Origin of the sequence: Providencia sp. PROV122, assembly GCF_028482365.1 — a bacterium.
Lineage (GTDB): Bacteria > Pseudomonadota > Gammaproteobacteria > Enterobacterales > Enterobacteriaceae > Providencia > Providencia stuartii.
The window spans coordinates 334,695-361,171 of record NZ_JAMPQI010000001.1 but is presented as its reverse complement, the minus strand read 5'-3'; the positions used below and the strand labels follow the sequence as shown (position 1 = coordinate 361,171).

The 26,477-nt window shown below is 37.7% G+C and carries 26 protein-coding genes and 1 other RNA gene; 5 read left to right on the top strand and 22 right to left on the bottom strand.

Going from position 1 to position 26,477, the window contains the following annotated elements:
- Positions 1 to 20 precede the first annotated feature (20 nt).
- Positions 21 to 1,337, bottom strand: coding sequence for a Xaa-Pro aminopeptidase (pepP, locus tag PSE69_RS01590; protein ID WP_004921736.1), 1,317 nt, complete (start codon positions 1,335 to 1,337; stop codon positions 21 to 23).
- Between the two features lie 280 nt (positions 1,338 to 1,617).
- Positions 1,618 to 2,196, bottom strand: coding sequence for a YecA/YgfB family protein (locus tag PSE69_RS01585; RefSeq protein WP_004921737.1), 579 nt, complete (start codon positions 2,194 to 2,196; stop codon positions 1,618 to 1,620).
- 175 nt (positions 2,197 to 2,371) lie between these two features.
- On the opposite strand from PSE69_RS01585, the gene zapA reads away from it, so the two are divergent.
- From zapA to PSE69_RS01570, 3 genes are all read left to right on the top strand, one after another.
- Positions 2,372 to 2,701 carry a cell division protein ZapA gene (gene zapA / locus PSE69_RS01580; protein WP_004921740.1) on the top strand — a complete coding sequence of 110 codons (330 nt, stop codon included), beginning with the start codon at positions 2,372 to 2,374 and terminating at the stop codon, positions 2,699 to 2,701.
- Between the two features lie 112 nt (positions 2,702 to 2,813).
- Positions 2,814 to 2,995: non-coding RNA, 6S RNA (gene ssrS, locus PSE69_RS01575), on the top strand.
- A 131-nt stretch (positions 2,996 to 3,126) separates the two neighbouring features.
- Positions 3,127 to 3,717, top strand: coding sequence for a 5-formyltetrahydrofolate cyclo-ligase (locus PSE69_RS01570; RefSeq protein WP_061063823.1), 591 nt, complete (start codon positions 3,127 to 3,129; stop codon positions 3,715 to 3,717).
- Positions 3,718 to 3,758: 41 nt separating this feature from the next.
- Here the strand turns inward: PSE69_RS01570 and serA are convergent, their stop codons facing one another.
- From serA to rpiA, 3 genes are all read right to left on the bottom strand, one after another.
- A complete protein-coding gene (gene serA, locus PSE69_RS01565; protein ID WP_004921747.1) occupies positions 3,759 to 5,009 on the bottom strand; it encodes a phosphoglycerate dehydrogenase in 1,251 nt (416 codons plus the stop codon).
- A 329-nt stretch (positions 5,010 to 5,338) separates the two neighbouring features.
- Entirely contained in the window at positions 5,339 to 5,860 is a 522-nt protein-coding gene (locus PSE69_RS01560) for a YcxB family protein (protein WP_004921753.1), read from the bottom strand.
- 170 nt (positions 5,861 to 6,030) lie between these two features.
- Positions 6,031 to 6,687, bottom strand: coding sequence for a ribose-5-phosphate isomerase RpiA (gene rpiA / locus PSE69_RS01555; protein ID WP_121874972.1), 657 nt, complete (start codon positions 6,685 to 6,687; stop codon positions 6,031 to 6,033).
- 191 nt (positions 6,688 to 6,878) lie between these two features.
- Here rpiA and PSE69_RS01550 point away from each other — a divergent pair, with 191 nt between their 5' ends.
- The gene (locus PSE69_RS01550) at positions 6,879 to 7,781 is read left to right on the top strand and encodes a LysR family transcriptional regulator ArgP (protein WP_004921761.1); all 903 of its coding nucleotides are present in this window, start codon (positions 6,879 to 6,881) and stop codon (positions 7,779 to 7,781) included.
- On the opposite strand, the gene PSE69_RS01545 is transcribed toward PSE69_RS01550, so the two are convergent.
- The 4 genes from PSE69_RS01545 to PSE69_RS01530 form a co-directional block, all read right to left on the bottom strand.
- The gene (locus tag PSE69_RS01545) at positions 7,778 to 8,512 is read right to left on the bottom strand and encodes an oxidative stress defense protein (protein WP_004921765.1); all 735 of its coding nucleotides are present in this window, start codon (positions 8,510 to 8,512) and stop codon (positions 7,778 to 7,780) included. The two genes, PSE69_RS01550 and PSE69_RS01545, sit on opposite strands and share 4 nt — an antisense overlap.
- Positions 8,513 to 8,630: 118 nt before the next feature.
- Positions 8,631 to 9,248, bottom strand: a complete 618-nt coding sequence (argO, locus tag PSE69_RS01540; protein ID WP_104872863.1) for an arginine exporter ArgO — start codon at positions 9,246 to 9,248, stop codon at positions 8,631 to 8,633.
- Positions 9,249 to 9,453: 205 nt separating this feature from the next.
- Positions 9,454 to 10,329 (bottom strand): small-conductance mechanosensitive channel MscS, encoded by an 876-nt coding sequence (mscS, locus tag PSE69_RS01535; RefSeq protein WP_004921773.1) that lies wholly within the window; start codon positions 10,327 to 10,329, stop codon positions 9,454 to 9,456.
- 150 nt (positions 10,330 to 10,479) lie between these two features.
- Entirely contained in the window at positions 10,480 to 10,851 is a 372-nt protein-coding gene (locus PSE69_RS01530; protein ID WP_121874973.1) for a YacL family protein, read from the bottom strand.
- A gap of 209 nt (positions 10,852 to 11,060) precedes the next feature.
- Here PSE69_RS01530 and PSE69_RS01525 point away from each other — a divergent pair, with 209 nt between their 5' ends.
- Positions 11,061 to 11,438 carry a VOC family protein gene (locus PSE69_RS01525; RefSeq protein WP_014656393.1) on the top strand — a complete coding sequence of 126 codons (378 nt, stop codon included), beginning with the start codon at positions 11,061 to 11,063 and terminating at the stop codon, positions 11,436 to 11,438.
- 306 nt (positions 11,439 to 11,744) lie between these two features.
- On the opposite strand, the gene PSE69_RS01520 is transcribed toward PSE69_RS01525, so the two are convergent.
- The 13 genes from PSE69_RS01520 to PSE69_RS01460 form a co-directional block, all read right to left on the bottom strand.
- Complete coding sequence (locus PSE69_RS01520) at positions 11,745 to 12,452, bottom strand: type 1 fimbrial protein (protein WP_154610265.1); 708 nt, start codon at positions 12,450 to 12,452, stop codon at positions 11,745 to 11,747.
- A gap of 65 nt (positions 12,453 to 12,517) precedes the next feature.
- Positions 12,518 to 13,153 carry a hypothetical protein gene (locus PSE69_RS01515; RefSeq protein ID WP_060560895.1) on the bottom strand — a complete coding sequence of 212 codons (636 nt, stop codon included), beginning with the start codon at positions 13,151 to 13,153 and terminating at the stop codon, positions 12,518 to 12,520.
- 60 nt (positions 13,154 to 13,213) lie between these two features.
- On the bottom strand, positions 13,214 to 13,843 hold the full coding sequence (locus tag PSE69_RS01510; protein ID WP_121874975.1) for a fimbrial protein: 630 nt from the start codon (positions 13,841 to 13,843) through the stop codon (positions 13,214 to 13,216).
- A 57-nt stretch (positions 13,844 to 13,900) separates the two neighbouring features.
- Positions 13,901 to 14,539 carry a fimbrial protein gene (locus tag PSE69_RS01505; RefSeq protein ID WP_060560897.1) on the bottom strand — a complete coding sequence of 213 codons (639 nt, stop codon included), beginning with the start codon at positions 14,537 to 14,539 and terminating at the stop codon, positions 13,901 to 13,903.
- A gap of 58 nt (positions 14,540 to 14,597) precedes the next feature.
- Positions 14,598 to 15,230, bottom strand: a complete 633-nt coding sequence (locus tag PSE69_RS01500) for a fimbrial protein (protein WP_042116721.1) — start codon at positions 15,228 to 15,230, stop codon at positions 14,598 to 14,600.
- Positions 15,231 to 16,069: 839 nt separating this feature from the next.
- Positions 16,070 to 16,411: a helix-turn-helix domain-containing protein gene (locus PSE69_RS01495; RefSeq protein ID WP_004921801.1), complete on the bottom strand. Its 342-nt coding sequence runs from the start codon at positions 16,409 to 16,411 to the stop codon at positions 16,070 to 16,072.
- Between the two features lie 99 nt (positions 16,412 to 16,510).
- Positions 16,511 to 17,191, bottom strand: coding sequence for a fimbria/pilus chaperone family protein (locus PSE69_RS01490; RefSeq protein ID WP_014656397.1), 681 nt, complete (start codon positions 17,189 to 17,191; stop codon positions 16,511 to 16,513).
- A gap of 43 nt (positions 17,192 to 17,234) precedes the next feature.
- Positions 17,235 to 19,661, bottom strand: coding sequence for a fimbria/pilus outer membrane usher protein (locus PSE69_RS01485; RefSeq protein WP_223854817.1), 2,427 nt, complete (start codon positions 19,659 to 19,661; stop codon positions 17,235 to 17,237).
- Positions 19,662 to 19,700: 39 nt separating this feature from the next.
- Positions 19,701 to 20,357, bottom strand: coding sequence for a hypothetical protein (locus PSE69_RS01480; RefSeq protein WP_127891336.1), 657 nt, complete (start codon positions 20,355 to 20,357; stop codon positions 19,701 to 19,703).
- A gap of 2 nt (positions 20,358 to 20,359) precedes the next feature.
- The gene (locus tag PSE69_RS01475) at positions 20,360 to 21,067 is read right to left on the bottom strand and encodes a hypothetical protein (RefSeq protein ID WP_004921813.1); all 708 of its coding nucleotides are present in this window, start codon (positions 21,065 to 21,067) and stop codon (positions 20,360 to 20,362) included.
- Between the two features lie 61 nt (positions 21,068 to 21,128).
- Positions 21,129 to 21,761, bottom strand: a complete 633-nt coding sequence (locus tag PSE69_RS01470) for a fimbrial protein (RefSeq protein ID WP_014656401.1) — start codon at positions 21,759 to 21,761, stop codon at positions 21,129 to 21,131.
- Positions 21,762 to 22,878: 1,117 nt separating this feature from the next.
- Entirely contained in the window at positions 22,879 to 25,476 is a 2,598-nt protein-coding gene (acnB, locus tag PSE69_RS01465; protein WP_004921820.1) for a bifunctional aconitate hydratase 2/2-methylisocitrate dehydratase, read from the bottom strand.
- A 440-nt stretch (positions 25,477 to 25,916) separates the two neighbouring features.
- On the bottom strand, positions 25,917 to 26,270 hold the full coding sequence (locus PSE69_RS01460) for a VOC family protein (protein ID WP_121874992.1): 354 nt from the start codon (positions 26,268 to 26,270) through the stop codon (positions 25,917 to 25,919).
- Positions 26,271 to 26,477: the final 207 nt, after the last annotated feature.

Sequence of the window (26,477 nt, the reverse complement as noted above, 5' to 3'; positions counted from 1 at the left end):
ATTACCTTTTACTACTTATTTTAAGCATTTTTAGCTTCAGCCATTAATGCCTCGATTTCATCAGGATCCTTCACCACTAAATCGGTCAAGTTTTCATTACCATTTTCGGTAATCACAATGTCATCTTCTATGCGGATACCGATCCCGCGATACTCTGGTGGCACATCTGCATCAGGCGCAATATACAGCCCCGGCTCTACGGTCAGAACCATGCCCGGCTCTAAGATCCTATCACGCTCCACCCCATAGCATCCGACATCATGAACATCTAACCCCAGCCAATGGCTTAAACCATGCATAAAGAATGGGAAATGTGCTTTGTTTTCGATCAATTGATCGACATCGCCATGCAAAATACCCAGTTCCACAAGTCCTTCAACTTTGATTCGAATGATTTTTTGCGTCACTTCATGAATGCTGGTGCCCGGACGATATAATTCTAAAGCCGTATTCAATGCTTTCAGTACGATATCGTAAATAGCGCGTTGCGGCTGCGTAAATTTACCATTGACGGGGAAAGTACGTGTGATATCACCAGCATAGCCATCAAATTCAGCCCCCGCATCAATTAACACCAACTCTCCATCTTTCATTTCACTTTCATTTTCAGTGTAATGCAGAATGCAGGCATTTTCACCGCTGCCAACGATCGAGTTATACGAAGGGTAGCGTGCCCCATGGCGAGTGAATTCGTGCTCCAACTCCCCACAAAGCTGATATTCATACATGCCTGGTTTACAGGTCTTCATTGCTCTGATATGCGCTAATGCAGAGATCTCACCTGCTTTGCGCATCACCGCAATTTCAGCTTCCGATTTAAATAAACGCATCTCATGCACTAAAGGACGCCAATCAATCATAGTATTTGGTGCGCGCAAATTGCGGCGACTACCTTTACGAAGTATATCTAGCGCACCGAAAACTAGTTTGTCTGCATATTCGAATTCGCCTTGCGCGTGATAAATCACATCAAGTCCATTAAGGAGTTGATAGAGTTGTTCTTCAATTTCATCAAATGGTAATGCTTTACTAACGCCCAGTTTTTCAGGCGCTGCTTCTTGCCCTAATCGACGACCAAACCAGATTTCAGCCGTTAAATCACGAACACGGTTAAAAAGCACCGTATGGCTATGTTTTTCATCACTTTTGATTAGCAGTAAAACGGCTTCAGGCTCACTAAACCCTGTCAGGTAAAGAAAGTCGCTGTGCTGACGATACGGGTATTCGCAATCTGCATTGCGTTGAGCCACAGGCGCTGAAAAAATAATAGCGGCGCTTGCTGGCTTCATCTGAGCCAATAATGCGTTACGACGAGAAATAAATTCCTGTTTATTCATACCGTTTCTGCCTTATTATCTAGATTGTTGAGTAGAGGGTTACGCTTATTTATTAAGCGAATATACTTACCACACTTCAAATTACCTTGTTATTTGCACAGGCTCAATCACCCAAGTAACATCAATTCTTTACTCTTTCGAGGGGATATCTTTGCTTGCCGCCTAGATGCAACTCGAATTAGGTAGAGTACAACGGCAAGCAGTTAATCTGTACCTGTTTCACTTTACAAATGGCTATTTAGCTCAAATAAGCAAAGATGGTGCACAGGCACAAACTGTTTTAATGAAGAATGGGTTTATTATTGCCAGTTGTCGACTGCTCTTTTTTCCCTTCGGTGAAAGTAATATAACAAAGCTGAACAGCGACTCTGACATATTCGACGACTTCTTCTAACGCCTGCTCAAGCTCCTCTTGGTCTTCATCTTCATCATAACCAAGCATGCCAATATTACGTAAGTCGTTAATCACTTCACTGACTTCTTTTTTATCTGCAAGTTTAGGTTGAGCCACGCCAATACCTAATAAGAAGTGGTTTACCCATCCTGCCAGTGCATCTGCGTGATCAAAGACGGACGCATTTTCATCGGGAAATAGCATTGAGAACGCAAATTCACTGTCGTCCAACACTTGGAAAGTCGTGTCATATAATTCACGTAGTGGTTGAGCAATAGCTTGAGGGAACGCTAAACCATCATTAGCCAGATCGTGGACTAATGTCTGCCAGCCACTATCGCGACTTCCTCCACAAATCAGTCCTGTAATTAAACCGTGAATTTCTGCGGCAGTTAGTGCGATAGAATGCTGTTGGAGAAGGTTGTCCAACGTTTCATAATTTGGTAAAGATTTTTGTATAGACATCTGAATTCGTCATGTTAGCTAATGATTCATGATATGCTACCATCAAGGATGGTCGCTATACCAGTAAGCTTTTGATCTGTATTTTTAATAAAGCAGCTAAAATTAGTGAATAAACCATCTATTATTTTACGCCGAACATTGTATTTGCGGCGAGTCCTATTCGTATGGAGGTATCATGTCCGCACAACCTGTTGACATTCAAATATTCGGGCGCTCAATGAGAGTCAACTGCCCTGTCGAACAAAAAGAAGCCCTACTGGCATCCGCCCAAGAACTTGAGCAACGCCTTCAAGATCTCAAAGATAGAAGTGGTGTTACTAATACAGAACAGCTTATTTTTATCGTTGCATTGAACGTGTGTCACGAATTAACACAAGAAAAGACAAAAACACGCGATTATGCATATAATATGGAAGAGAAGATAAAAATGCTGCAACAAACAATCGAGCAAGCATTACACGATCAGGTAAAAATCACTGAGAGGCAGGTTATGCCTATCGGCTAAATTTGCTTAATAATCATACACTAGTATAAAAAAATAAACGAAAATAGGGTTGCTTTTTAAATCCAATTTCATACAATGAAGTACATAGAGTGACGTTACGCACTCAAACCAAATTTCTCTGAGATGCTCGTGAGTGGGTCAGTCCCCTGAGCCGATATTTCAAAAAAACAGAATGTGGTTATTGCGCTGGTGAGCACGCCTGATTCGCTCAGGAAGCCTAAAGGTTGCTAAACTACGTTCACCTTGAACCAAGGGTTCAAGGGTTACAGCCTACAACGGCATCTTGGAGACCCTCAATTTTTCCCATAAGCTTGCTTCTAATACTATTATCTCACGCTCATTAGGCTATACTTCCAACCATTACTTACATATTTATCAAACCACTAATAATAATAGAGTTAATAGCCTCTAAGGTTGCGGATCTTATGGAAGATAACTTATCAGTCATGCGTCAGCAAATTCGCCAATCGGTTCGTCAGTTACGCCAGCAGCTGAGTCCAGAGCAACAACAACTGGCTGCAAAAAAAATCGTACAACATACCTTATCTCACCCTAAGATTGCTCAAGCACAACACATTGCGTTGTTTCTTTCTTTTGATGGCGAGATCCACACTCAACCATTAATTGATGCACTATGGCAGCAAGGGAAAAAAGTTTACCTGCCCGTATTACATCCCTTTAGCCCTCATCATCTGCTGTTTTTAAACTATGCGCCGACAACTCAGTTAGTTAAAAATCGATTTAACATTGATGAACCCCCATTAGACGTAACCGAAGTGCGACCCATAAATCAGTTAGATGTCATGATGATCCCACTGGTTGCCTTTGATGAACAGGGTCAACGTTTAGGTATGGGAGGCGGTTTTTATGATAGGACTTTAGCTAATTGGCAGCAGAAAGGATTTTACCCAATAGGGCTTGCCCATGATTGCCAACGGGTCACCGCTCTCCCCGTGGCACATTGGGATATTCCTCTTCCTGAAATTATTACCCCACAAAAAATATGGCACTGGTAACCCAGTGCCATAATATCCATTCGATACGCTTGGTTAAATGATTAATACAGTAGTCGAGCGCGGATAGTGCCCGGCAATTGTTTCAATTTAACCAGAATATCATCAGCGTGATCGGGCTGTTGCGTGATAATATCAATTACAACGTAACCAACATTTCCAGCAGTACGTAAATACTGGCCAACAACGTTGATATTGTTTTCAGTAAACACTTGGTTAATGCTATTCATCATTCCAGGGCGGTTTTCATGAATATGCAATAGACGGTTAGTATCTTCAGTATGTACTGGCAGAGAAACTTCAGGGAAATTAACCGCGGAAAGCGTCGAACCATTATCTGAATATTTCGCTAATTTACTTGCAACCTCTAACCCGATATTTTCTTGTGCTTCTTCTGTTGAGCCACCAATATGAGGCGTCAAAATCACGTTGTCGAACTTGATTAGCTCACTAATGAATGGGTCATTAGGGTCATTGTTCGCCGCAGGCTCTGTCGGGAATACGTCAACTGCCGCACCTGACAGATGTTTGCTTTCCAGTGCATCAGCCAAAGCAGGGATATCAACAACTGTACCGCGTGACGCATTGATGAAAATGGCCCCCGGTTTCATCAGTTCAAACTGCTCTTTTGCAAACATATTTTTGGTGCTTGCTGTTTCTGGCACATGCAAGCTCACAACGTCGCTCATGTTTAATAGTTCAGCCATTGAGCGAACTTGTGTCGCATTGCCCAGCGGTAATTTATTTTCAATATCATAAAAATAAACATCCATACCAATCCCTTCAGCCAAAATACCTAGCTGAGTACCGATATGACCGTAACCAACAATCCCTAAGCGTTTACCGCGAGCTTCAAAGCAACCTTTCGCCTGTTTTTCCCAGATGCCGCGATGCGCTTTCATATTCGCTTCCGGAATACGACGTAACAGCAGTAACAATTGACCTAAAACCATCTCAGCAACGGAACGGGTATTTGAGAAAGGCGCATTAAAAACAGGGATACCGCGTTTCGCCGCAGCATCTAAATCCACTTGGTTTGTACCAATACAGAAACAGCCGACAGCCACTAATTTTTCTGCTGCCGCAAAGATCTCTTCAGTCAGATGAGTACGGGAGCGAATACCGACAAAACGCGCATCTTTAATTGCTTCTTTTAACTCTTCGTCCGACAACGCACTTTTGTGATATTCAATGTTGGTATAGCCTGCTGCTTTTAAATTATCAACCGCGCTTTGGTGAACTCCTTCCAATAGTAAAAATTTAATTTTGTCTTTTTCCAAAGATACCTTAACCATTTACCCTACCCTATCAGCTTAAGATTCATAACAGATGAACTTTCCGTGTACCAACATAGCAAAAAACGGCGCAGTATCAATACAATCGTTTGCCTCATTTATCTGGTTAAGTGCGAAGAAAAAGAAGTTATGTGGCAGAAAATCAGGGGCGGTAACACAAAATAAGGATTTTGCCTGTGCAATAAGCATTAGTGTGAGATATATCACCAAAATAAGGGGGAAATAAAAATTGCTATTTTTTTTATTGCTAGATGATATTAGTAAAATAGATGACTTAGACAGGCATCTATCTTCCAAACCAATAGACCAATTGTTTTTACAGCAAAAATTTACTTAACTAAATTAATCGCTTTTTCTTTTACCATTCGCACAAATTGTTGGCTCTCTTCTGTCGACGCAAAACAGCGTGCTGGAATGATAATGGCGAAAACACGGTCTATAAAAAGATACAATAAATCACCATCCGTCCGTACAAATTTAAATGACTCCCATTTAATCAATGCGTTGCCATATTTACTTACCTCATGAAGCCCAATCTCATCAAAACGATATTCCTTTTCACAAAACAGGTAGCCGCCTTCATCAGGAATTGCTCGATTAAACGTTTTCAATAATCGAACGGCAATAAACAAAAATAAAAATGAGGCGATAATAAACGCAATGGTTAACTGAAAAAGGGTGATATTTAAAAGCTGAAAGGCCACAATAAATGCGATGAAAAAAACAACCGCCATCACAATCAACGATTTATCCCATGCACTATTCTCGGAAAAATAGTCATTTTTATAACAGTAATTATTGAAACGGACATATTCGTTGCGTTCGAGTTTGACTTTGATGTGATCTACCATGTCAATACATCCCTAGTATCATGAAATGATCATTTGAGAAAGGCTAAAGTCAGTCGTTCCTAGCTATGCTGTTATCAGCATAGCTAAGTCAATCTAACTGGCTAAGGGGGATATTCAAATAATAACCGATTTCTAACAAACAGCAGTATTAAATCGATATTCAGAACAAACTATTTAATCGTTTTTACGCCTTCAGAAGTCCCCATTAAAACAATGTCAGCGCCACGATTTGCAAACAAACCAACCGTAACAACGCCTGCAATGGCGTTAATTTTTTTTTCGAGAGCAACAGGATCCACAATGCTTAAATTATGCACATCAAGAATCACATTACCGTTATCAGTAACGACATTTTGGCGGTACTCTGGTACACCACCTAATTTAACAAGTTCACGCGCGACATAGCTGCGTGCCATTGGGATCACTTCAACAGGGAGAGGGAATTTACCCAATACATCCACTTGTTTAGACTCATCTACGATGCAAACAAATGTTTTGGCAATCGCTGCCACAATTTTTTCACGTGTTAAGGCTGCCCCGCCACCTTTGATCATGTTTTTATGGTGATCAATTTCATCTGCACCATCAACATAAACATCCAGCGAATCAACATCATTACAATCTAACACAGGAATGCCCAGTGATTTAAGTTTCGCTGTCGATGCTTCTGAACTTGAAACTGCCCCCTCTATCTGCCCCTTCATTGTTGCCAAAGCATCAATAAAATGAGAGGCGGTAGAGCCAGTGCCGACACCAACAATCGTGCCCGGTTTCACGTAATCTAATGCTGCCCAACCTACTGCTTTTTTTAATTCATCCTGAGTCATGCGATGCCTTCTACTATTTTTAAGAGTGAATGAGGTTTTTATCTGCTAATAATATTATATAACGGACACCTAACAAGTTCAGCTTTGTTCGTAATATTCTGTGATTCACACATTGTCATCAATATTGCAGGTGTTCTGAGGCAAAATATGGCATAGTGAGTCGTAGAATAACAACAAGGAGAATACCCCCAATGAAGCGCCCTGATTACCGCGCGTTGCAAGCACTGGATGCTGTCATTCGTGAAAGAGGATTTGAGCGGGCAGCTCAAAAATTATGTATTACACAATCTGCCGTCTCACAGCGGATCAAACAATTAGAGAACCTATTTGGTCAGCCGCTACTCGTTCGGACAGTACCGCCACACCCCACAGAGCAAGGGCAGAAGCTATTAGCACTTCTTCATCAAGTAGAATTACTCGAAGAACAATGGCTCGGTGATGAAAACGGGGGGTCAACGCCATTACTACTTTCACTTGCAGTCAACGCCGACAGTCTAGCAACTTGGTTATTACCTGCACTTAATCCTGTTTTAGGCAATAGCCCAATTCGTTTGAATATCCAAGTGGAAGATGAAACACGAACACAAGAACGGTTAAGACGTGGCGAAGTGGTTGGCGCAATCAGTATTCAACCTCAAGCATTGCCGGGGTGTTTAGTCGATAAACTCGGAGCATTGGATTATATTTTTGTTGCATCACCCGATTTTGCAGCAAAATATTTCCCTGAAGGCGTCACACGTTCATCGCTTCTTAAAGCGCCAGCAGTAGCCTTTGACCACCTTGATGATATGCACCAAGCTTTTGTACAACAGAATTTTGGTCTATCGCCCGGTAGTGTGCCATGTCACATCGTTAATTCATCAGAGGCATTTGTACAACTGGCAAAACAGGGGTCAACTTGCTGTATGATCCCACATTTACAAATTGCTAATGAGCTTAGTACAGGTGAATTAATTGATTTGACGCCAGGGCTATGCCAACGTCGGATGCTATATTGGCACCGTTTTGCCCCGGAAAGCCGTACGATGAAGAAAGTCACTGACGCCCTACTCAAAACAGGGCGTCAGATGTTAAAACAAGAAGATGAAACTTAACGTTTTAATTCAAAAACCACATCAACTTGGTCGTTAAAATCAATACTCTGCTGCTCATAAGTTTCGTTGACATCGCGCTCAGGGGCAGCAGAGAGTGCCATTTTCGCTCTGTAATTCATGACTGGCGCAGGGTATGGGGTCGCATCTGGTGCACGATAATTCACACTGTACACAGGCCCTAACTGAACATTAAACCCTTTTGCCAATGCATTCGCTTGTTCAATCGCATTTTTAATCGCTTTTTCTCGAGCCTCATCGCGATATTGTTGAGGGTTATTCACACCGAACTGAACTGAATTAATTTCATTAAGCCCTGCTTTTAATGCACCATCAAGCAAGGTATTGAGTTGATCTAATTTAGTGACTTTAACTTCAACAGAACGAATTGCTGTATAACCTACAATGGATGATTTCTGAGATTCTTTATCATACTCATATTTTGGTTGAGTACGCACATTAGCAGCATTGATATCTTTCTTTTCGATACCATTTTGTTTCAAGAACTCAAAATATTCAGCAACACGTTTATCAACGCCTGTTTTAGCCGCTGCTGCATCTTTTTCAGTCACTTCAACATTGATATTTAATGTCGCCATATCCGGTGATGCTTTAATTATTGCATTACCTGACGTTGTAATATGTGGCCCTTCAGGAAGCGGATTAGCTTGTGCAATAGCAGGAACCGCAACACCAGCCATCATGGCAGCAAGAACAAGAGACTTTAACTTCACAGGACCTCCTAATAATCAATAATAAGAAAGTTGTGGTGACATAACTTATTTATCCCACAACCTTACTTAAACATTAACACATCCTATGTGAAATTCGTTTCGGATTAATAAGAAATTATCAATACCCTAACCCTTGCTTCGCTAATTGAAAGGCAATAAACCACATCACCATTCCAACAAAGAGATTAATTACGCGTTGTGAACGTGGCTTATTTAGTATGGGGGAAAACCAAGCCGCTAATATCGCTAAAGCAAAAAACCAAGCAAAAGATGCGGTCAGTGCCCCTGCCGTAAACCACGGCCGTAATGAGCTTTCTAACTGCCCTCCCACACTGCCTAATACCACAAAAGTATCTAAATACACATGAGGGTTTAGCCACGTTACCGCAAATAGAGTCACGATCACTCGCCAACGATTGGCAACCTTATTCTCTGCTTGCACCCTAACTTCATCGCGACTAAAAGCGCTACGACATGCGCCGTAACCATACCAAGCTAGAAACGCTACCCCAGCCCATGTAATCAATTGCAACAGAATTTCAGACTGGCTTAGTAATGCACTTCCTCCAAAAACGCCAGCAATAATTAATGCGGTATCACTTAAGGAGCATAAAAATGCACTCATCACATGATATTGCTTTCGACTTCCCTGCTGCAAAATAAATGCATTTTGCGGGCCTAATGGAAGTATCATTGCAGCACCAAGTAAAGCACCCTGAATATAAATCGTAAACATGCATAAATTCCTAATAATTATTCATTTTATTCAATGAGATTCTAATTAGAAAAAATTATTAGGGAAAATTATTATTTCTTATAGAAGATTAGAATAACTTATTGTGACATTCGCTATCTAAACGATAGGAAAGGAAAATCAGCAAATAAAAAAAACTGGGTACAGTACAATAAACTGACCCAGTTTTATCATTCAATAAATACGCTTATTCTGTCATATCTTTTTTCACTGCAACAGCAGCCTGTTGATGTAAATGGACATCCATTTGAGGGAATGGTATACCAATATCGTGCTTATCGAGTGCACGTTTGAAATTTTCCATTAAATCCCAATATACAGGCCATGTGTCACCATTTTTAGCCCAAAAACGGACTAAATAATTTAATGAAGATGGCGCCATTTCGTGTAAACGGATAGTCACACCTTTATCGTGTAAAATACGCTCATCAGCAGCAACAATGTCACCTAATACTTTTTTGACTAAATCAATATCTGAATCATACGCCACTCCAACAATAATATCAGTTCGGCGATCAGGTTCACGAGTGATATTGATAATGTTATCTGCAATAATTTTACCATTCGGAATGACGATAATGCGATCATCCGCTGTTCTAAGTGTGGTAGAGAAAATTTGAACGTTTTGAACCGTTCCTTCTACAGCCCCAATTTGGACATACTCACCAGCTCGCAGAGGTCTAAACACGACTAATAATACACCAGCGGCAAAGTTGCCTAATGAGTTTTGTAATGCTAAACCAACAGCTAAGCCCGCAGCACCCAATACAGCAATCACAGATGCTGTTTGAACACCAATTTTGCCAAGTACAGCAATAAACGTAAACGCAACAACAGTATAACGGACAATCGCGGATAAAAATTCACTCACGGTAGGGTCGATGCCGCGTGCTGTCATCACACGATGTAAGCCACGTCCAACCCACTTAGCAATCATCATACCGACAATAAGAATGACGATAGCAGAAACGATATTCACCGCATACTGAACTAACAGATCCTGATTTGCCGCAAACCAATTCGTTGCGTCATTCAACGCTCCGGTAACATCATCAGTATTCATACAGTCCTCTAATTTTTAAATGGAATTACTCGGTAAATGAAATTATCACATGCTCCCAACAATTTAGTTCTTATTCAAACTAACCATGTGATATTGCAATTAAATAATAACTACAATATCTAAAATCTGACAACATTTTAAAACAAAAATTTATTTTACTTTATTTTCTAAAACGAATTGTCTGTAATCGTTAAGCATACTCATAAAATCATCAATGCCGCAAAATGCGACACTTTCATTATCATAGTAACTCATTCCCTCTTCTAAACCCTCCGTCTCGAAAGCAAGTTGATTCGCTCGGATCATCACTTCTTCATAGTCTAATACCAATGTGTATTCATGACCGATTAATTCCCATTGCTTCTCGCTACCTTTAATCGATTCGTATCCGGCTTCTATTTCATCTAACAGACTAAAATCGCCTTTAATTTCCTCATTAAGCCAATAACCAACCGCTTCATGATCCATCGAAAATTTTGCCGATATCTCTCCAGTTATATCCTGAAAAAATTGGTATTCCATAATCCACCTCACACCAGACGTCATTCGTTATAATTATACCTCTAGTTCAGTATTATTGTTCGCTAAAACATGAGATAAAAAGAAAGCTCACTATGATATGGGGAGCATTGATGAACTTTTGTTCTGCAAAAAACGACAAACGGCTAATAGCAGAACAAAGTAAGCGTCATCGCATAACACGACATAAAGAAGAAGGATAGGAGTGTCTGATGATTAACCATTTAGACCATCTGGTGTTAACCACAACCGATCAAAACGCGTGCATTGATTTCTACACCCATGTACTCAAAATGAAGTTGATAACCTTCGGTGAGCAGCGCTATGCGTTGCAATTTGGGCAGCAAAAAATAAATATCCACCAATATGGTAAAGAATTTGAGCCAAAAGCTCATTTACCCGTACCTGGCTCACTCGATTTATGTTTTATCAGTAATACACCAATAAACCAAATTATGACGTTTATTCAACAGCAAGGTGTCGAGATTATAGAAGGCCCTGTCAAACGTACAGGCGCAATGGGAGAGATATTATCTATTTATATTCGAGATCCTGATTTAAATCTTATTGAGATAGCAAATTATATATAGCCATATACTACTGCTAAATTCGTACAAAGGTAGCACGAGTCGTACAGACTGGCTACCTAATCAAAAATTAAGCTGTCCCCAATACACTATGCCATGAGATATCGAGTGCCTGATTTTTATTTATATTACTTAATAACAATGGATATGTAACTGTGAATTTTGATAAATTATACTGCTTGGAAAAATGATTTCACAATATTTTGATTATATTTTATCTGTACAAAATCATTTAGATAATCAAAAATTTATACAGGCATAAGTTAACATTAGATTCCCCGCATAAAATACAAATCCCATTTTTTATTATTAAATACTAAAATTAAAAGTAATTATAGCTTCTGCATTATAATTAACTTCATCATTAAGCTCAATATTTGCTTTAGCCAAATCATTTCGTGAGTTAATAAACATACTCTCTTGTTCAAAATTTGCTGAAAATACTTTCCCTGGTATTAATGACCTCATAAATTCATTCTTACTTATTGATTCACCATTTGCCTTAGACCATCCATAATATTCCCCCTTAGTTAACACATATTGCCCAAGACCCGCTGTTGAATGTATTGAGTTATATAAACGGCGAACATATCCAGAATTATTATCGACCTTAGCATCTTTTACTAAAAATGAGACACCACCAAGTGCGGCCGGTTTACCCCCATTAATATGAAAATATTTATGTGCAATATCAGGACTTACTGGCGTCGAAGGTAAATTTAAGCTTTCATAAAGATCCGTCGCCATGAATAGTAAATAAGTCTCTGCGTCACATGTCACTGTAACCGTATTTTTTATTTTTGAGTTTTCCGGGAAAATATATCTATTCGACATAGATATAACATCAACAGAGAGTTTTCCCATGTCATATATGATATTGGTTTGCTCTTCTCCATTAACCATACAGGTTGGTGGCTTAATATCACCAGATATTTTTAAATTAGCATTTGTATCTGCATAGCTTAAACCAGCGGCTAATAATGGTAATACACCTAAACATTTTACTGTATTTTTCATATTAAATTAACGCCCCTAATAATTTAAATAGGTCAACAACCTAACCCGATTAGAATAAAATAAAATTAAATACCAAAACCAAATGATAATGTCGCACTGCCATCTAGGGATACATCACCAGCACTCTCTTTTACCTCACCATAAAACATTGGCTTAACTTCAAAATCAGCCGCGAAAATTTGTCCTGATGCTAACTTTGTCGATGTTTCAGCCCAAGCTGTTTTTTTCGATTGGCTTATTAAAAGTTCTGGCACAGCGCTCCCTCCCGCAGCCAACACAGAGACTTTTTTAGCGCCTTCATCACTATTTCCTTTAACAGTCGCATTTGACATTGTAATAGTGTAAACACCAATATTTTGGCTATTATCAGCACCATATTTACCTAAACCAAAGAAGATATCGCCTGGATTTATGACACTATCACTACGATTATCTTTGGCTATAAAATTTAAATAAGTGGCAGCATCACACACTATTTCAATTCTTTTCGTTTCACCATCTAAATATAAGATATCTGAACTAGGAAACATTTCTGGAGCGATATCAAATCGATATTCAATATCCACTTCATTCTGATTATTGATAGAGCATGTTGGTGGTTTAATATCGCCAGATACTTTCAAATTAGCACTGATATCTGCATAACTTAAACCTGCTACCAATGACGGCAATAAGCCCAAACATGTTATTGTGCTTTTCATCGTAAATTAACAATCTCAATAGGTTAAATAGGTCAATTATCTAACCTATTTAAAATAAAATTAAATACCAAAACCAAATGATAATGTCGCACTGCCATCTAGAAATATATCCTCAATATTATTTGTTCTGATTATATTTAATACCGCATAAACCTCAAAATCAGCCGCAAAAATTTTTCCTGGTGCTAATTTTGTCGATGTTTCAGCCCAAGCTGTTTTTTTCATTTTCGCTATCGAGGTTTCTGCTACGGCTTTGCTTCCTTCTGGTAACACTAAAACACGTTTAGCATCTTCTTCACTATTCGCTTTAACAGTCGCATTTGATATTGTAATGCTATAAACACCAATTTCATTATTATCAGCACCATATGTACCTAATCCAAATAATAATGCTGCGTCGCTAGGACTAATGCGATTATCATGAGCCACAAAACTTAAGTAAGTCGTTGCATCACATACGATTTCGATTCTTTTCTTTTGTTTATCTAAAGATGTTCTTCCTGAACGATTAAGCATTTCTGGCGATATCGTGTAATTATATACAATATCTACTTCATTCTGATTATTGATAAAGCATGTTGGTGGCTTAATATCACCAGATACTTTCAAATTGGCACTGGTATCTGCATAACTTAAACCTGCTACCAATAACGGCAATAAGCCCAAACATTTTATTGTGTTTTTCATCATGAATTAACAATCTCAATAAGTTAAATAGGTCAATTACCTAACCTATTTAAAATAAAATTAAATACCAAAACCAAATGATAATGTCGCACTACCATCTAGAGATATATCCTCAATATCATCTGTTCTGATTATATTTAATACCGCATAAACCTCAAAATCAGCAGCAAAAATTTTTCCTGGTGCTAATTTTGTCGATGTTTCAGCCCAAGCTATTTTTTTCGATTGCTCTACCGAAATTTCTGACTTAACGGTATTTCCTGTCGATATTAAAACGTTTTTGTCGGCTTCTTCACTATTCGCTTTAACAGTCGCATTTGACATTGTAATGGTATAAGCACCAATATTTTCTTTATTATCAGTACCATATGTACCTAATCCAAATAAAATATGACCTTGTTCTGAAGAAACGCTATCAATACGGTTATCTTTGGCTTCAAAGCTTAAGTAAGTTGTAGCATCACACACTATTTCGATTCTTTTCTTTTGTTTATCTAAAGGTGTTTTTTCTGAACGGTTAAGCATTTCTGGCGATATCGTGTAATTATATACAATATCTACTTCATTCTGATTATTGATAAAGCATGTTGGTGGCTTAATTTCACCAGATACTTTCAAATTAGCATTTGTATCTGCGTAACTTAAACCCGCTACCAATAACGGCAATAAGCCCAAACATGTTATTGTGTTTTTCATCATGAATTAACAACCTCGAAAATTAAGATAGGCCAAATAGATGGCCTATCTTAAAATCACGTTAGATACCAAAACCAAATGATAATACCGCGTGGCCATCTAAAGACACGTCACCTGAGCTATTCTTTAAGTCTTCGCTCAATGTTGGGGTAACTTCAAAATCAGCCGCAAAGATTTGTCCTGAGGCTAATTGTGTTGATGATATTGCCCACGCTGTTTTGTTTGTCTTTTTAACCAAGGCCTGTGCGGCAGAGAAAAGCGTGCCTGATCGGATCCCTGTCTGCTTTCCTGCATCTTCACTGTCTGCTTTCACCGTCGCGTTTTTCATATTGATGGTATAAAAACCAATATTTTTACTGCCGTCTGTACCAAATTTACCTAATCCAAAGTTGGTATCAGCAGCCGTCATAGGGCTATCACTGCGGTTATCTTTAGCTTCAAAGCTTAAGTACGTTGTTGCATCACACACTATCTCAATTTTTTTCGATACTGGCGTTAATGTTAAGTTACCTGATAAAGGGAACATACTTGGCGCTGTATCAAATTTATATTCAACATCCACTTCATTTTGGTTATCGATAGTACATGTTGGTGGCGTAATCGAGCCCGTGACTTTTAAATTAGCAACAGGTGCTGAGAATGCCGCATATGAAACAGAAATTAACGACAGTGCACATAATGTTTTCTTAAACATGATTAACCTTCTTATAATAAAAAACAAAAAAAGAAAAATAGAATCTATTACCAACATTTATATTAGTAATACATAGAGAAAAATATTTAAACTCGCTGTCATTTCTTAGCTTAACAAGAGCTATAATAAATAATTTTGGTTACTGGTATTAAACACCTCTAAATATGATAAAACATTCTACTTTTATGTAATTTTAAAATATCTTACTGAAATAATGTTTTTCAGATGTAAGTATTATAGATAACTTTTTTATAATTATCATTACACCAAAATCGAGTAAACCGCACTTTAACCTAAAAAATCACAAATGTAACATTTTATTTCATCATTAAAAACAATAAAGTAGATTAACATCTAGCTATCGCACCTATGATTAATGAGGAAATAACTCCAAACAAATCATAATAAGAACTAAAGAAAAGAATAAAATACCTAATTTAATGTAGTTTAATAATTAAACATAAATCCTTTTAATTTCAACTCGGTTAGAGAGTAATTATTCACATTGGAAAAACACTTCATAATAATAACCTTTATCCCTATGATTATTAATCACTTTAGAAGAAGTATCGTCAAGGTAATACACAATATCACGAGTAATATTGTTTCAACATCAAGTTTACCTTGCCTATTTCCTTTAGTATAAAAAGACTATCACGATTTTTTATCTTATCACTACAAAACTCTAGATGATAAAGTCGGTTTTACTCAATCTCAGGCAGTCAATTATAGGTAAAGCATGAATTTCCCCAGTTAATATCAAGGTGGCATAAGCCGTATAAACTTGCCACCTTGATAAAATTAGGCTGTTCCAAAGCAAACCGACTCTATCTTTAAATTTAAAGGCCTCTTTTTAAAAAATACTTTTCTATCTCTGTATGAGTCTCAAAGTTATAAAACAATGGCTTTAATGTATCATACAATTCATGATTATCTTTTTCTATCTGCTGACGCAGATATGAAAAAAAGGAACTCACATCGCAATCAAGAATGCACAATATATTTAGTAAAGCATCAACAGATATTGTATTAACCCCCCTTTCATATCGAGAGTATTGTTGCTGCGAAATGCCTAATTCACTCGCCATTTTTGTCCCTGAAAATGAACTTGCTTTTCGCAATCTCTTAATTTCTTCACCAATCACTTTGGTGAAAAAGTTTTTAGGTATTACATTATTCAAGGTTAAATTACCCTTTTACTATATATCCTGAAAAATTAAACCCCATTCAATATGCTAAAGATAAATGGGCCTTAATATCTAATTGCCTATAATAGGGAATTAGTGTTCCACAGCTAAAATAGCGTTATCACTCATTTTAAATCCATAACGACTTAAAGGGGAGATAGATATACTCGTTGCATTACCTTTAATATTGACAACTTTGCTTTCACCAGGTCTGATATAAAACTGGTCTAGCGCGTAATCTTCGTTACTCGGTAAAACTTTAAATGAGGGTGATAACCTAATGACTTGCTTTCCATTATTTTTTAATGTTAACTGATTATTTTTTTGGCTCACTGAAAGAGCGTCCCAAGGTGTTTGGCTCACTTTCATATTAGCAGGAGAAACTAACATTGCCACATCCTGACGAATAGGCATTTTAGTGACATTCTCTTTACTTGCCCCAATACCTTGAAATGATGCTTTTAAAATTACTTCATCGGAAATATCAACGCCTTTTTTCAAAATAAAATTAATTTGTTGACTTTGTTGAGGTTCAATACGAACAATCGGTGGCGAAATCATAATATCACCAGCAAGTTTTGTTGAACCATCTAGCTCTTCAACTTTGGTTGATAATAAAATAGGTGAATTACCGGTATTTTTAACATTAAAAACCTTTCGCCCTTCTCCTGCATCTAATATTACAGTCATGGTTTCTAATTGGAAACTTGCATGAACATTTGTGCTCACTATTAATAAAAAGCTTGAAAGAATAGTTGCAAATATTTTTTTCATAAATAACCTCTTTATCAAAATCTATGTTTAGTTTTTTGATGACTTATTGACATATTGCGTCTACTTCTTCATAAAGCAACTCAGATGAAAAATGTTCTGGTACTGTGTATTTCACAATACAATCATCTGAGTTTGGCGAACGAAGAATTAATTCATCACCAATTTGTTCGTTAGTTAAAAAAGTATTCCCTTCACCCATAATGGCACTGACATACTTTCCTTTTTTATTTATTAAGCTTGCACCACTAGGTGCTTTTTGACCGTTTTTAAGCGTAATACTCAGTAATAACTGTCTCATTTCGGTAGCTTTAATTTCTTTTGTAATAACACTTCCTCTAGCAACTGCAACATCGAACGAAGTGGTATCAAGCCGAATATTTAACGGTAAATCTTGCGTGTTCAATTGAACCGTTGTTTTCCTATTTGTTGGTAATGACGAAATGGCAGCCGTACCAAAATGATTCGTGATTGTTGAACCACTGCCTAACGCACTCACCTTAACATTTGGTTGATTTGGAATATATATAATCCCAAAAGTATTACTTAATGGCACTGAAGAGGTTGCAACTAGCCCATTTGAATAAGCAATAGCGCCTGTAGCAGATGACATAAATGAGTAAACATTATTTTCAGTCATGGAAGCATTTAATGATAATTGTGTATAAGCATTCGTATTATTAATGCTCCCGTTAACACGATTTACATCACTGCTACGACCTGCACCGATAGAGTAATTCCACCTATCATTCTGTCTATAGTTATAATTCGCCATTAAAGTACTACGGTCATCGTAATATTGGCTTTGTATACTTGCACTTGAACGGCTATTTATTGGGATTGATGCATTCAGATAAAAGCGATTGTCTTGATCTGTTCCAGACTGAAAAGATAAATTTAATGAGACATCACCGATCTTTCTGCTATAACCGACTAAATGACTTACTGTATCTGAACCGTCTCCATAATAATGGTTATAATTTAAACTATAGCTAAAACTTCCCCAGTTAATATCACCCCAACTTGTATAAAGTGAAGAAGAAGTCTGAAGGTCTCGACTAAACCATGGTAAATTCCATGCATCTTCATCCAATATTGGTTGCTGTTTTTCTAATGTACTATCTAACGTCGGATACTCATGACTGCGATATAGAAATGAGACTCCCAATGATGCGGCACCTTTGGCCAACGATGTATTAAAGTCTAACTGGCTTCCCTCTTTTTCATCATTACGAGAAATTGAAACATTGCCTCCACCATTAATGAGTAGTTTTTCTCCAAATGAAGAATGAACACCACCACTTACAGATTGATATTTATCTGAATATAAAGCCCCTGCTGAATAATCTATTTTTTTATATTGTGCGCTTGCTTCCAAACTACTAATTAAAGGATTATCACTTTCTTGAACACTATTGACTGTACGATATTTACCAATAAAAAATTGATAAGATAAAGGTGATAAATTTTCAGTTGCTTGATTTGAGGTCATTACTTGATATTTCTGACGCTCACCATTATCTTGAATAACTGTTACATCAACTGGTGTTCCATTGATAATATTATTAATTCTATTTAGTTCAAAAGGACCAGCAGGCACTATTGTTCGATAGAGCAGACGACCATTTTGCTGAACCTCTACGGTTGATGGCGAATTTGCAAAACCAGCTATCGGTACAACTAATCGATTATTAAGCTGTAATGCACTGTCCGAATAGAGTTGAATGCCATTAACTGGTATACCAGAATAATAACTGCCTCGGCTATTCAGTTGACCTATTTCAAATTGAGACTTTAATGACTCGATACTACGCGATAATACTGTTTCATTAAATTGATACTCTGAGTTCCCTTTACTTGAAGAAAAACTACTATTATTGCGTAAAACCCAGTTATTCCAGTTTGCTCCCGTTTCAAATTCACCTTGATAAAACTCTTGGTTATTATGGCCATTAATATGCATACCGTAAATTCGATAGTTATTAACTAAACCAAAGCCACCATAAGTCAATTCACGACCTAGCAACTTAGGATCAAAGTTGTTTTCAGCGACTGTAATATCAATAGCAAACTCATTAGGTCGCATTACCACCCGTGAATCAGGATAGACATCTTGAAAAACATGACATCCATCTTCTAAATTTGTCGATTTTAATCTCAACGTCTTCTGCAAACTATCATCAAGGCAAAGATGACCACTATCATCTATTTTGGCATTAACAGAATAAGTTTGATCACCATTTAATTGTATTGTGACATCATGGTTACCAGGAAGAAATTGGCTCCCTTGCATAAAATAATCAGCGACTTCTTCACCGTAACCAAGTGCCTTTAATGAATCAATATCAAAATTCACTTTTGAGTTTTTATCAGCATTATCTTGATTTGATGAATATGAATACTCATTATATAACATGAATATTAAAGCCATAAAAAAATAGTAACGTCGTGTTTTTTTATTAGTATATAACATACATGCTCATTGCTTAATTATAATTAATGTGTTCAGGCATTAAATGCCAAATGAAAAAATCAATTCAGCATTACCGTCTAATTCAGCACCATTAACAATAGGCCCATGGGTTTCTTTTAAAGAATTAAGTTTAGGCGAAACAGTAATATCAACAGAAAATAATTTTCCCGAGGCAATATGACTTTCACCCGTTAACCAACCATAGGTTCTATTTTTTTTCACCGTTATAGCAGATGTTCTTGTTCCTGATAAATTTTCGCTTAAAAACAACTCCGCTTTTTCATTATCAACATTGGCATGACTCAACGTTAATCGATAATCACCTATTTTCCCTGAACCATTTACGTTACCTAACCCAAAATAGCTTTCATCATCCATACGGGAGGAATCATGACGATTATCAATAATTTTTAAAAATAAATTTATCGGTGTATTGCACATCACTTGCCATGTTTGTTTTAATTCTGGAAGCGCTGTGACTTTGTTTAATTTAAAATAATGGGCATGTAACTGGGAAAATTGATAGTTCCCGTTATTTGGTGGGATAATTTCACAACTTGGAGGTGTCACAATATCGGTGATTATATTTTGCCTATATACGCCCTGAGCATTTGAATAATCACAAAAATAGAACATTAACACTACTGTAAGTTGATATAATATTATCCGCATAAGATACATGCCCATTTTTTTCATTATTAAAGACTAAAGCTAAATGTAATTACAGCTTCTGCGTTATAATTAAGTTCATCATTAAGTTCAATATTTGCTTTAGCTAAATCATCTCGTGAGTTAATAAATACACTGTCTTGTTCAAAACTCGCTGAAAAGACTTTTCCAGGTATTAATGATTGCATAAATGCATCTTTACCCCCGGCTTCATGCTTAGTATTAGACCATCCATAGTATTCACCTTTAGTCAATACATAATCTCCAAGCCTAGAAGTGGCATGTGTTGAATTATATAAACGGCGAACATATCCAGAATTATTATCGACCTTAGCATCTTTTACTAAAAATGAGACACCACCAAGTGCGGCCGGTTTACCCCCATTAATATGAAAATATTTATGTGAATACGAGCTTGATACCGGTGTTGAAGGTAAACTCAAACCTTGGTAGGTATCTGTCGCCATAAATATTAAATATGTTTGAGCATCACATGTCACCGTAACGGTATTTTTTACTTTCGAATTTTCGGGAAAAATATACATGCTCGACATAGGTATAACATCAACAGAGAGTTTTCCCATGTCATATATGATATTGGTTTGCTCTTCTCCATTAACCATACAGGTTGGTGGCTTAATATCACCAGATACTTTCAAATTGGCATTTGTATCTGCATAACTAAAGCTAACCGCTAGTAATGGTAGTAAACCTAAATACTTAATTGTGTTTTTCATACTCAGTTAACAACCTCGATAATTAAGATAGGCCAAATAGATGACCTATCTTAGAATCACGTTAGATACCAAAACCAAATGATAGTACCGCGTGGCCATCTAAAGACACATCACCCGAGCTATTCTTTAAGTCTTCGCTCAATGTTGGGGTAACTTCAAAATCAGCCGCAAAGATTTGTCCTGAGGCTAATTGTGTTGATGATATTGCCCACGCTGTTTTGCCTGTCTTTTTAACCAAGGCCTGTGCGGCAGAGAAAAGCGTGCCTGATCGGATCCCTGTCTGCTTTCCTGCATCTTCACTGTTTGCTTTCACCGTCGCGTTTTTCATATTGATGGTATAAAAACCAATATTTTTACTGCCGTCTGTACCAAATTTACCTAATCCAAAGTTGGTATCAGCAGCCGTCATAGGGCTATCACTGCGGTTATCTTTAGCTTCAAAGCTTAAATACGTTGTTGCATCACACACTATCTCAATTTTTTTCGATACTGGCGTTAACGTTAAGTTACCTGATAAAGGGAACATACTTGGCGCTGTATCAAATTTATATTCAACATCCACTTCATTTTGGTTATCGATAGTACATGTTGGTGGCGTAATCGAGCCCGTAACTTTTAAATTAGCAACAGGTGCAGAGAATGCCGCATATGAAACAGAAATTAACGACAGTGCACATAATGTTTTCTTAAACATGATTAACCTTCTATAATAAAAAACAAAATAAAGAAAAATAGAATCCATTACCAATACTTATATTAGTAAATATATAAAAAAATATTTTAATTATTATTATTACTTATCTTAATAAGAGTTATAAAAATATTTTTACTGCCGATATTAATTACCTCTAATTATGATAACACATTCTATTTTTATGCATCTTTAAAACATCTCAACGAAATACTGTTTTTCAGATGTAAGTATTATAGATAACTTTTTTATAATTAACATTACACCTAATTCGAGTAAATTGCACACTCACCAAAGGAGTCATAGATGTAACAATTTATTTCACCATTAAAAACAATAGAATATAGTAATAGTCACTCATACCAATCAAGATTGATAAGAAAATAACTCCAAACAAATCACAATAAGAACTAAAGAAAAGAACAAAATATCTAATTTAATGTAGTTTAATACTTTATAATATAATCTTTCAATTTTAACTCGCAACGCGAGTAATTATTTGCATAAATAAAACAACCAAGTTAAAAAAATACCACACCTCTTTGATTATTATGACTTTTTAAAATAAAAACATGATAAATATAGCCTTCAATGCAACGAGTAATATTGTTTCAATATCAAATAAGCATCATCAAATTAATATAATCAATAAAAAGATAATCTTTTTTCTTTTTTTAATATTCAAATTAAGAATTTCAAATAATGATAAAATAGTCTTTTTTAGCTAGTCGTTTTAAAAAGTAATCATACCAAGATTGAAATTAATGAATATTAATTAGCCAAAAAGATAACAGTTTAGAGTGATATCGATATAGATCTACAACAAAATATCCGCATACTCTGTCACAATATTGCGTATTCGACGCTTACGATCTAACCGAATTACTCCTCTGTATCACTTAAAACCACTTTTTATGCATTAACTATATAGATTCCCCTTCATCATCCACCAAACGATAAAGGATCTATTGCGCTTCCTATCGAGCGATTAGCGACATTTTTCCTCACTGTTACTATCGCCTATCAAATCGGCTAATCAAGTTACTAACACCCTAATTAGCGACCATAAAAAAAGCCCTGATTAAATTCAGGGCTTTTGATTTGTTGCTAAATCGCTAAATTAAACTGTTGTTTGGAAGATAACACTATCTGCTTTTTCAGTATATTGCTCTAACTGATCAAAGTTCAGATAACGGTAAGTATCCTCAGCAGTTTCATCGACCTTATCCATAAACTGCAAATACTCAGCAGGCGTAGGGAGACGACCGAGCAAAGATGCGACAGCAGCAAGTTCAGCCGAAGCCAAGTATACATTTGCCCCTGTACCAAGACGGTTCGGGAAATTACGTGTTGAGGTTGAAACAACGGTTGCCCCATCTGCAACACGTGCTTGGTTACCCATACACAAAGAGCATCCCGGCACTTCAATACGTGCTCCGCTCTTACCAAACACACTGTAATAACCTTCTTCAGTCAATTGTGCTGCATCCATCTTAGTTGGTGGAGCAACCCATAGGCGTGTTGGTAGCTGCCCTTTATGCTGATCTAACAGCTTACCTGCCGCACGGAAGTGACCAATGTTTGTCATACAAGAACCGATAAAGACTTCATCGATTTTTTCATTTTGAACATCAGACAGCAAACGTGCATCATCAGGGTCGTTAGGAGCACATAAGATAGGCTCTTTGATCTCATTTAGGTCGATTTCGATCACTGCGGCATATTCTGCATCAGCGTCTGCTTCAAGAAGCTGCGGGTCAGCTAACCAGTTTTCCATTCCTTTGATACGACGCTCAATGGTACGGCGATCACCATACCCTTCTGAGATCATCCATTTCAGCAGAACAATGTTTGACTGGAGATATTCAATAATTGGTGCTTTATCCAGTTTAATCGTACAGCCTGCTGCTGAGCGCTCTGCGGAAGCATCTGCTAATTCAAATGCTTGCTCAACTTTTAGCTCAGGCAACCCTTCAATTTCAAGAATACGACCAGAGAAAATATTCTTCTTACCTTTTTTCTCAACAGTCAGTAAGCCTTCTTTGATTGCATATAAAGGGATAGCATGAACAAGATCACGAAGCGTGATGCCCGGTTGCATTTCTCCTTTAAAGCGCACTAAAACAGATTCAGGCATATCAAGCGGCATTACACCTGTTGCTGCTGCAAATGCCACCAAACCAGAACCTGCTGGGAAAGAGATACCGATTGGGAAACGGGTATGCGAGTCACCACCCGTACCGACAGTATCTGGCAATAACATACGGTTCAACCATGAGTGAATGATGCCATCGCCTGGGCGCAAGGAAACACCACCACGATTCATAATAAAATCAGGTAATGTATGGTGCGTAGTCACATCAACGGGTTTTGGATATGCCGCAGTATGGCAGAATGATTGCATAACTAAATCTGCGGAGAACCCTAGGCAAGCTAAGTCTTTTAGCTCATCGCGTGTCATTGGGCCTGTGGTATCTTGCGAGCCAACAGAAGTCATCTTAGGCTCACAGTATTCACCTGGGCGAATACCTGGGCGGCCACAAGCACGACCAACCATTTTTTGAGCCAAAGAGAAACCACGATTGCTTTGTGCAACAGATTTCGCATGACGGAATACGTTAGTTGGCTCTAAGCCAAGTGATTCGCGCGCTTTAGCCGTTAAACCACGGCCAATAATCAATGGAATACGACCGCCAGCACGGACTTCATCAATCAATACATCCGTTTTCAGTTCAAATGTTGCCAGTAACTCACCCGTTTCATGGTTACGCACTTCACCTTTATATGGGTAGATATCAATAACATCGCCCATATTCAGCTTAGATACGTCCACTTCAATAGGTAACGCGCCGGCATCTTCCATGGTATTGAAGAAAATAGGGGCGATTTTACCACCAAGTACAACACCACCACCACGTTTGTTAGGAACAAACGGAATATCATCCCCCATAAACCATAACACAGAGTTAGTTGCTGATTTACGAGAAGAGCCTGTGCCCACAACGTCGCCAACATAGGCCAACGGGAAACCTTTCTTATTCAGGGCTTCAATCTGTTTAATTGGCCCGACATTACCTGGCTCATCCGGCTCAATACCATCGCGAGCATTCTTCAGCATAGCTAGGGCATGAAGCGGAATATCAGGGCGAGACCATGCATCCGGAGCTGGAGACAGGTCATCTGTGTTAGTTTCACCTGTAACTTTAAATACAGTCACAGTCAGCTTTTCAGCCAGCTCAGGACGCTCGATGAACCATTCAGCATTTGCCCATGATTCAATAACTTGTTTCGCGTACTCATTCCCTGCTTTTGCTTTTTCTTCTACATCATAGAAGTTATCAAACATGAGCAAAGTATGGGAAAGTGCTTTAGCCGCGATTGGTGCTAGCTTAGCATCATCCAAAGCTTCAATTAGCGCATGAATATTGTACCCGCCCTGCATTGTACCGAGCAGTTCAATGGCTTTTTCTGGGCTGATAAGAGGAGAGGTAGTTTCACCTTTCGCGATAGCGGCTAAAAAGCCCGCTTTGACATACGCTGCTTCATCAACACCGGGGGGCACACGGTTGGTCAGCAGGTCTAATAGGAAATCTTCTTCACCTTTAGGTGGATTTTTCAGTAATTCTACTAATGCAGCAACTTGCGCAGCATCTAATGGCTTAGGGACAATCCCTTGAGCGGCACGCTCGGCTACGTGCTTACGGTAATCTTCTAGCACGACGTTCTCCTCGCTTCATTGTAATTTATATACCCGGCTGTCTGCACCATCTTGAAAAAATCATCATCCGGTGCCAGGTCAGAGGAACTTGCTCGCATAATCTCAATGGCAGTAAAATTATGCCCAGCTTCGGGCGTTCAGCATAGCAGAGTTTAAACGAAATGTTAATTCATTCACAAGAAAGCAACATCCCTCTGCTTACTTTAAGCCTTAACCATTAATTTCGGGTTATTTTTTAGCTTAAGATACTATAAAGAGTTATAAAAAGCAGATAAAACCTCACTTTTTATAATGCATTTACGCATTTAACGCACCCTTTTTGATGTGTTTTTACCTCTCATATCACAAATTATATTTTTATCGTAATTTTATTTACGTTACTAATTGATAAGGCAAATCATTACGATTGGCTTTAATTTTTTTAAAGGTTTTAATTGATTTTATTGCCCTTTTAATCCAATTAAATTACCAAACGGATCTTCAAGCTGACACATTCGTTTGTTACCTTCTATTAACATCGGCCCTCGATACCGTTTTGCACCTAATTTAGATAAATGCTCAACCGCTAAATCGAAAGATTCCACCTGCCAATATAATACTGTGCCTCGTTTGCCTTCACAGACCTTTGCGTCAGCTTGGACAACCTCGATAGTGAAATTCCCTACGTGTAATACGGTAAAATCAAACTCTGGTAGATATTCGGCAACCGCCTGTGGAAAGGCTTGTTGATACCAAGCTAAGCCGATAGCAACGTCAGGAACATGGATTAAAATAGCAGTCGGTATTAGTTTCATTGAATTAGCTTATTTATGTGAGTACCCATAATCGATAATGATATGTCAGGTTCGTTCACAATTGAAGGTAAGTTACGGAACGTATAAACAATAATCCAATTTGCCATGACTTACGTATTTACGTGTTATCAAATGCACATCCCTTTATTAGATATAAATAAAAACAGAATAAAAAATGAGAATTTAATATTCCATTAGTCATCTAAA

Bases quoted from the DNA above. Each gene is read 5' to 3' on its own strand.
- PSE69_RS01520 (WP_154610265.1), bottom strand. From the start codon at position 12,452: ATGAAAAATACAGTAAAATGTTTAGGTGTATTACCATTATTAGCCGCT.
- rpiA (WP_121874972.1), bottom strand. From the start codon at position 6,687: ATGACTCAGGATGAATTAAAAAAAGCAGTAGGTTGGGCAGCATTAGAT.
- PSE69_RS01505 (WP_060560897.1), bottom strand. From the start codon at position 14,539: ATGATGAAAAACACAATAACATGTTTGGGCTTATTGCCGTTATTGGTA.
- zapA (WP_004921740.1), top strand. From the start codon at position 2,372: ATGTCCGCACAACCTGTTGACATTCAAATATTCGGGCGCTCAATGAGA.
- PSE69_RS01510 (WP_121874975.1), bottom strand. From the start codon at position 13,843: ATGATGAAAAACACAATAAAATGTTTGGGCTTATTGCCGTTATTGGTA.
- PSE69_RS01570 (WP_061063823.1), top strand. From the start codon at position 3,127: ATGGAAGATAACTTATCAGTCATGCGTCAGCAAATTCGCCAATCGGTT.
- PSE69_RS01500 (WP_042116721.1), bottom strand. From the start codon at position 15,230: ATGTTTAAGAAAACATTATGTGCACTGTCGTTAATTTCTGTTTCATAT.
- mscS (WP_004921773.1), bottom strand. From the start codon at position 10,329: ATGAATACTGATGATGTTACCGGAGCGTTGAATGACGCAACGAATTGG.
- PSE69_RS01480 (WP_127891336.1), bottom strand. From the start codon at position 20,357: ATGAAAAAAATGGGCATGTATCTTATGCGGATAATATTATATCAACTT.
- PSE69_RS01530 (WP_121874973.1), bottom strand. From the start codon at position 10,851: ATGGAATACCAATTTTTTCAGGATATAACTGGAGAGATATCGGCAAAA.
- PSE69_RS01525 (WP_014656393.1), top strand. From the start codon at position 11,061: ATGATTAACCATTTAGACCATCTGGTGTTAACCACAACCGATCAAAAC.
- PSE69_RS01475 (WP_004921813.1), bottom strand. From the start codon at position 21,067: ATGAAAAACACAATTAAGTATTTAGGTTTACTACCATTACTAGCGGTT.
- PSE69_RS01515 (WP_060560895.1), bottom strand. From the start codon at position 13,153: ATGAAAAGCACAATAACATGTTTGGGCTTATTGCCGTCATTGGTAGCA.
- PSE69_RS01460 (WP_121874992.1), bottom strand. From the start codon at position 26,270: ATGAAACTAATACCGACTGCTATTTTAATCCATGTTCCTGACGTTGCT.
- pepP (WP_004921736.1), bottom strand. From the start codon at position 1,337: ATGAATAAACAGGAATTTATTTCTCGTCGTAACGCATTATTGGCTCAG.
- argO (WP_104872863.1), bottom strand. From the start codon at position 9,248: ATGTTTACGATTTATATTCAGGGTGCTTTACTTGGTGCTGCAATGATA.
- serA (WP_004921747.1), bottom strand. From the start codon at position 5,009: ATGGTTAAGGTATCTTTGGAAAAAGACAAAATTAAATTTTTACTATTG.
- PSE69_RS01585 (WP_004921737.1), bottom strand. From the start codon at position 2,196: ATGTCTATACAAAAATCTTTACCAAATTATGAAACGTTGGACAACCTT.
- PSE69_RS01485 (WP_223854817.1), bottom strand. From the start codon at position 19,661: ATGTTATATACTAATAAAAAAACACGACGTTACTATTTTTTTATGGCT.
- PSE69_RS01560 (WP_004921753.1), bottom strand. From the start codon at position 5,860: ATGGTAGATCACATCAAAGTCAAACTCGAACGCAACGAATATGTCCGT.
- PSE69_RS01470 (WP_014656401.1), bottom strand. From the start codon at position 21,761: ATGTTTAAGAAAACATTATGTGCACTGTCGTTAATTTCTGTTTCATAT.
- PSE69_RS01490 (WP_014656397.1), bottom strand. From the start codon at position 17,191: ATGAAAAAAATATTTGCAACTATTCTTTCAAGCTTTTTATTAATAGTG.
- PSE69_RS01550 (WP_004921761.1), top strand. From the start codon at position 6,879: ATGAAGCGCCCTGATTACCGCGCGTTGCAAGCACTGGATGCTGTCATT.